This window comes from Alcanivorax sp. HI0044 (genome assembly GCF_001634945.1).
In genome coordinates this window covers 1-5,872 of the sequence record NZ_LWEZ01001094.1, presented here as the reverse complement: position 1 = coordinate 5,872, position 5,872 = coordinate 1, and the positions used below count along the sequence as shown (strand labels likewise).

The 5,872-nt window shown below is 61.2% G+C and carries 6 protein-coding genes and 1 pseudogene; 4 read left to right on the top strand and 3 right to left on the bottom strand.

The window, feature by feature from the left end; genetic code table 11:
- Nucleotides 1-793 (top strand): annotated as a pseudogene (locus A3730_RS13105) (sodium-dependent transporter); the annotation flags it as partial.
- Nucleotides 790-1,098: an RnfH family protein gene (locus A3730_RS13100; RefSeq protein ID WP_063520747.1), complete on the top strand. Its 309-nt coding sequence runs from the start codon at nucleotides 790-792 to the stop codon at nucleotides 1,096-1,098. The pseudogene A3730_RS13105 and the gene A3730_RS13100, both read left to right, overlap by 4 nt.
- Before the next feature lie 45 nt (nucleotides 1,099-1,143).
- Here A3730_RS13100 and A3730_RS13095 read toward each other — a convergent pair whose 3' ends face one another.
- On the bottom strand, nucleotides 1,144-1,551 hold the full coding sequence (locus A3730_RS13095) for an outer membrane protein assembly factor BamE (RefSeq protein ID WP_063520748.1): 408 nt from the start codon (nucleotides 1,549-1,551) through the stop codon (nucleotides 1,144-1,146).
- A 187-nt stretch (nucleotides 1,552-1,738) separates the two neighbouring features.
- Here A3730_RS13095 and fur point away from each other — a divergent pair, with 187 nt between their 5' ends.
- A complete protein-coding gene (fur, locus tag A3730_RS13090; protein WP_007149572.1) occupies nucleotides 1,739-2,143 on the top strand; it encodes a ferric iron uptake transcriptional regulator in 405 nt (134 codons plus the stop codon).
- Between the two features lie 74 nt (nucleotides 2,144-2,217).
- On the opposite strand, the gene recN is transcribed toward fur, so the two are convergent.
- A complete protein-coding gene (gene recN, locus A3730_RS13085) occupies nucleotides 2,218-3,885 on the bottom strand; it encodes a DNA repair protein RecN (protein ID WP_063538205.1) in 1,668 nt (555 codons plus the stop codon).
- Between the two features lie 30 nt (nucleotides 3,886-3,915).
- Entirely contained in the window at nucleotides 3,916-4,443 is a 528-nt protein-coding gene (locus A3730_RS13080; RefSeq protein ID WP_063521477.1) for an RDD family protein, read from the bottom strand.
- Nucleotides 4,444-4,591: 148 nt separating this feature from the next.
- On the opposite strand from A3730_RS13080, the gene hrcA reads away from it, so the two are divergent.
- The gene (gene hrcA / locus A3730_RS13075) at nucleotides 4,592-5,641 is read left to right on the top strand and encodes a heat-inducible transcriptional repressor HrcA (RefSeq protein ID WP_063538203.1); all 1,050 of its coding nucleotides are present in this window, start codon (nucleotides 4,592-4,594) and stop codon (nucleotides 5,639-5,641) included.
- The last annotated feature ends 231 nt before the right edge of the window (nucleotides 5,642-5,872 follow it).

The following is a 5,872-nucleotide window of genomic DNA, read 5'->3' as shown; positions in this document are numbered from 1 at the left end:
GGGGGGCAAGCCCAAGCCGGTGTCGATCATGTCCACGGTGATCATTATTGCGCTGCTGGATACGCTGGTGGCGCTGGGTTCCGGTGTGGCCATGTTCCCGCTGATCTTCTCCAATGATCTGCAGGTAGGCCAGGGGCCGGGCATGATGTTCGTAACGCTGCCGCTGGCGTTTGGTCAGATGCCGGGCGGCATGTTGTTCGGTTCCCTGTTCTTCATTCTGGTCGTCTCTGCGGCCTGGAGCTCGTCCATCAGTTTGGGGGAGCCGGTGGTGGCGTGGCTGGTGGAGCGCGGTCTGTCCCGGGGGGTGGCCGCTACCGTGGTGGGGCTGGGTGCCTGGGTGCTGGGCATCGGTTCGGTGCTGTCTTTTAACCTGTGGCAGGACAATACGTTCCTGGCGGGTACCTTCTTCGACAACATGGAATTCCTGTCCACCACGGTGATGTTGCCGCTGGGTGGCCTGTTGATTGCCATCTTTGCGGGTTGGGTGATGAAGGAAACCCATGCGCGCAAGGAACTGGGGATCAAGAACTTCAAGCTGTACCTGGTGTGGCGCGCGCTGGTGCGGATTTTCTCTCCGGCGGCGGTGGTCGCCTTGTTTGTGTATTCCATCTGGAGTGCCGTGGCGCCTGCCGATGAGGCTGCCCCGGTGAAGGAACCGGAACCGGTTGCGCCGGCGGCCTCTGAAGCGCCGGGCGTGGCGGCCGGGGCCGAGATCCCTGCGCCAGTGGCAGAGCCCGCGGATGATGCTGAAGACGGTGAGGTGCCGTCGGCGCCGCTGGAGCCAGCACAATGAGTGATGCCATGATTCACGTGGAAGTGACCTATGCGTTGCCGGAAAAGCAGCGTTTGATAGGCCTGGATGTGCCTGAAGGGACCACCATGCTGGAGGCGGCCCGGTTATCGGGTATCGACGAGCAATTTGCCGGCCTGGAGCTGGGCAAGGCGTCCATGGGGGTGTTCGGCAAGGTGGTGGCGAACCCGGCGGGGCATGTACTCAAGGCGGGCGAGCGGGTGGAGATCTACCGCCCGTTGACGGCGGACCCGAAGCTTAATCGCAAGAAACGAGCAAAAGAAAAAGCCTCTGCAGACAAGGGCTGAGAGGCTTTTTTTATAGCGTGGCCGGTCAGCAAGGGGGCCGCTCGCTTATTCGGCCTCATCCTTGCGCTCAGCGGCTTTGCGCTGCAATTCCAGATCATTGCGTCCGGAGGTCTTGGCCTTGAAGTCGTCGATGACTTCACCTTCGTAGCGGCTGTAGGTGCCGTTTTCAAAGTACACGGTGATGCTCTGGCTGACGTTCTCGCCCTTGCCGGGCCGGTAAGTCATTGGGTAGATCCACAGGTCCGGGGTAAACGGGTCGACCAGAGTCGGTGCGCCGAGCACGTAGCGCACTTGCTCCGGTGACATGCCGGGCTGCAGCTCGCTGAGCATATCTTCGGTGACGAAGTTGCCTTGTGGGATATCAATGCGGTAGACGCCGGGGAATCGCAGGGTGCTGCAGCCGGCGGTGGCCAGAAGTGATATCAGTGTCAGTGAAACTAGAATCCGGGGCATGATTTTCGACTTCGCTAAGTGTTCGGGCGATAATACAGACTTGGGAACCCATGACAAACTCCCGTCTGGTAGTCTGGTCCTCTTCATGGACAGTTCACCGGGCGAGGAGTTCGCCTTGGTGCCTCCGGTGGTACAGATTTTCCGCCTTTTTTAAAACCGCCATTGATTGGCAGATGGAGCATACGCATTGGATAATCAGGATCTCAGAAAAGCGGGCCTTAAAGTGACCCTGCCGCGGGTGAAAATCCTGCAGCAACTGGAGAAGTCCGAAGAGCGCCATCTGAGCGCGGAAGACATCTACAAGTCATTGATGGACTCCGGCGAAGACGTGGGGCTGGCCACGGTGTATCGCGTGCTGACCCAGTTCGAGCAGGCTGGCATGGTGCTGCGCCACAATTTCGAAGGGGGCTCAGCCGTTTTCGAGCTGGCCGATGAAGACCATCACGACCACATGGTGTGCATGGAAACCGGCCAGGTGGTGGAATTCATGGATGACGTGATCGAGAAGCGCCAGCACGCCATTGCCGAGGAGCACGGTTACGAAATCGTGGATCACTCGCTGGTGTTGTACGTCAAGCCGAAGAAGAAGTAGTAGCGCCTCACGCAGCACGCTTCATGTCGCACACGGGCGTGGTGCCTGTTGCGTGAAGCATGCTGCGTTTCTTGTCAGGCTGCCTGGGCTTTGCTCAGCATCTCTTTGGCGTGATTGCGGGTGGATTCGGTGATTTCCACGCCACCCAGCATGCGCGCCAGCTCTTCCACCCTTGCGGTCTCGTCCAGCCCCTGAATGCGGGTGTGGGTGGTGTCGTCTCCCTGAATCTTGTGTACCTGCCAGTGCTGGTGCCCCTGGCTGGCGACTTGTGGCTGGTGGGTAATGCACAGCACCTGGGCGTGCTGGCCCAGCTCGCGCAGTAACCGGCCGACGATCTCGGCGACGCCGCCGCCCACGCCCACATCCACTTCATCGAATACCAGGCTTGGCACGGTCAGGTTGCGTGCACAGATCACCTGAATGGCCAGGCTGACCCGCGACAGCTCGCCCCCGGATGCCACCTTGCCCAGCGGTTTGAGCGGCTGGCCGGGGTTGGCGGAGAACAGGAACTCCACCTCTTCCAGGCCGTCGAGTGTGGGGCTGCATTCGCTGAGGCTCGCATCCAGCTGGGCCGCTTTCATGCCCAGGGCGGTGAGTTGTTTCTGTACTTGCTGGCTGAGGGCCTTGGCGGCGCTACGACGCGCCTTGCTGAGTTTGCGTGCGCTGTCCATATAGTGCTGCTGGGCCGACGTTTCCTGCTCGGCCAGGGCGTGCAGGTGGGCGTCCACATTGCCCAGCGCGTCGGACTCGGCCAGCAGGCTGCGGTGATGCTCCACCAGTTCTTCCGGGCGAACGCGATGTTTGCGGGCCAGGGTGTAACACTGGCTCAGGCGCTCTTCCACCTGGCTCAGGCGCGCCGGGTCCAGGTCCAGTTTTTCCAGATAATGGCGCAGATCGTCGGCGGCGGCTTCCACTTGCAGGCGGGCGGATTCCACGGTGTCGGCAATGCTGCCCAGGCCGTCGTCGTTGTTGCGGGCGTCATCCAGCCAGTGGCTGACCTGGCTGAGGTGGTCGTTGCAGGTGCCCTCCTCGCCTTCATAAAGCGCGTTCAATGATTGCTGGCAGACGCGGATCAGGCTTTCTGCGTTGCCCAGCCGCTGCTGCTCTTGCTCCAGTTGTTCGAGCTCGCCGTCTTGCAGGGCGAGGGCGTCCAGCTCTTCCAGCTGGAAACGCAGCAGCTCTTCTTTCTCGTTCTGTTCGCGGGCCTGGTTTAGGGCCTCGTCGTGGGCGCGGCGGGCCTTCTGCCAGTGGCGCCAGTGCTCGCGCACGCTGTTGGCCAGGTCGCGGGCGTCGGCAAAGTTGTCCAGTAGCTGGCGGTGGGCGTCTTTTTTCAGCAGCGCCTGATGTTCGTGCTGGCTGTGGATGCTGATCAGGCGTTCGCCCAGCTCGCGGACTTCCGCCAGCGGCGTGGGGGTGCCGTTCACATAGGCCCGGGAGCGGCCGTCGGCGCGCACGGTGCGGCGCAGCAGGCACTGCTCTTCATCATCCAGTTCCCGTTCGGCCAGCCATTGGCGGGCGGCCAGGTTGTTGCTCACATCAAAGGTGGCCAGCACCTCGGCGCGGTCGTGCCCGTGGCGCACGATGGATGAATCGGCGCGATCCCCGAGGGTGAGCCCAAGGGCGTCGATGATGACGGATTTGCCTGCCCCGGTTTCGCCGCTGATGACGGTGAGCCCGTTTTCGGGCTCCAGCTCCAGCTGGTCAACGGTGGCAAAATGACGAACGCTCAGGTGTGTCAGCATGGTGCTCCTCCGGAACAGGCGAAATCGGGGTTAAGCGGTGGTGCTCTGGGTCTGGATGACCCGGGTGCCGGCAAGGTGGTCGTGCAGGCAGCGGCGGTCAGACCGGAAAATCAGCAGCGGGTCGACAATCATGATCAGATTGACGCCGGGCAGCTGGGCGAGCACGTGAAAAACAAGGTAGCGCAGGCCGTAGAGCTTGCCTGCGGGCACGTTGTCCTGCTCCATGCCGACGATGCGCATATTGAGAATCGTCTTGCCAATGGTTTGCTGGCGGTTGAACAGCAGCCAGCCCTGCAGGGCGAGGAAGATCAGTTCCCCGGCGATGAACAGGCCAATGCTGGTGGTCAGGTTGATGTCGCCGCTGCCTTGCATCAGGGCGTCCCAGATGCCGGTGAAGTAGATGATCGGGCCGATGACCAGTAGCTGTACCAGCCCATCAATGATGGAGCCAAGAAAACGGTACAGGCGGCTGGCCAGTTCCGGGCTGTCGGGCCTGGCCGGGCGCCGGGTGGTGCTGTCCGGGGCCTGGTAGGGGTTGTTCGGGTTTTCGTCGGTCATGATGACGTCCTTGTTATGATGACTGTTCTTATGGTCAGTATTGCTAATGGTAGGGGAATCGCGCGCAGAGTGTAAGCCCTCTGCCCAATGAAACCCGGCTGCGGTTCTCTATATAATAGAGGGGCGATTTTCTGGTACATATACCCCCATGGCAAAGCTGGATCTTAACGAACGTAAACAACGACTGCTGATGACGCTGGTGGAGCGGCATATCCGCGATGGCCAGCCGGTGGGCTCGAAGACGCTGGCCAGTGGCAGCGGCCTGACCGTGAGCCCGGCTACGGTGCGCAATATCATGTCTGAGCTGGAGGAGTTGGGGGTGCTGAGCAGCCCGCACACCTCGGCGGGGCGCATCCCCACAGAGCTGGGGTACCGCCTTTATGTGGATTCGCTATTGGCGACCAGTGTCATGGAGCGCCCGGACCACCGACACTTGAAGAAGGAGCTGCGGCAGCTGCTGGCGCCGGAGCAGTCCTCCCAGGAGTTGATTGCCCAGGCGTCGAAAACCCTGGCTGAGCTGACGCGCATGGCCGGGCTGGTGGCAGTGCCGCGGCGGGATGTGTCCACATTGCGGCAGGTGGAGTTTTTGCCGTTGTCGGGCAAGCGGGTGCTGGTGGTGCTGGTGGTTAACCGCTCCGAGGTGCAGAACCGCATCATCCATACCGATCGGGATTACGATGAGGTGGAGTTGCGCCAGGCGGCCAACTATATCAACCACACCTATGCGGGCTGCGACCTGAACAGCATTTGCGATGGTTTGCTGGATACCATGAACGCCGACCGCCAGCAGATGGATGCCCTGATGCAGACGGCGGTGGCGGTGGCGGACAAGGCCCTGCGCACCGAGCGGCCCGATTCCGATTATGTGGTTTCCGGGGAATCCAACCTGATCCAGTCTGCCGAGGCGGAAAACCTGGGGCAGCTGCGCAACCTGTTCGACGCCTTCAACCACAAGCGCGATATCCTGCATTTGCTGGAGCGGTCCATGAAGGCCGACGGGGTGCAGATCTTTATCGGCCGTGAATCCGGCTTCCAGCCCTTCGAGGATTATTCGCTGATTTCTGCACCCTACCAGGCGGATAACGGCCCGATGGGGGTGCTCGCCGTGGTTGGCCCCACCCGCATGGACTATGAAAAGGTGATTCCCACCGTGGATATTACTGCCAAGATCCTCTCGGCAGCGCTGACCCAGCTTTAATCTCGTTGACAGTGGATAGTTAACAGCTGCGCGGGCGAGGTTGTCGATTTTGGAACGTATGAGGCCGCGCCTAGGCTTGTGGGCGCGGCCTTTTGCGTCTCAGAAGCTGATCGGGGTATCCCGCAGCGCTGCCAACTGACCACTATCCACTGTCAACTGCCCCTTCCCCCTTGAATCCCCACCAATAGTTCCCATATCTTTGCCCGCTTTCCTGATAAAAGCCCGGATAGG

Excerpts from the sequence above, each read along its gene's own strand:
- A3730_RS13100 (WP_063520747.1), top strand. The coding sequence starts at position 790 with ATGAGTGATGCCATGATTCACGTGGAAGTGACCTATGCGTTGCCGGAA.
- A3730_RS13080 (WP_063521477.1), bottom strand. The coding sequence starts at position 4,443 with ATGACCGACGAAAACCCGAACAACCCCTACCAGGCCCCGGACAGCACC.
- recN (WP_063538205.1), bottom strand. The coding sequence starts at position 3,885 with ATGCTGACACACCTGAGCGTTCGTCATTTTGCCACCGTTGACCAGCTG.
- hrcA (WP_063538203.1), top strand. The coding sequence starts at position 4,592 with ATGGCAAAGCTGGATCTTAACGAACGTAAACAACGACTGCTGATGACG.
- A3730_RS13095 (WP_063520748.1), bottom strand. The coding sequence starts at position 1,551 with ATGCCCCGGATTCTAGTTTCACTGACACTGATATCACTTCTGGCCACC.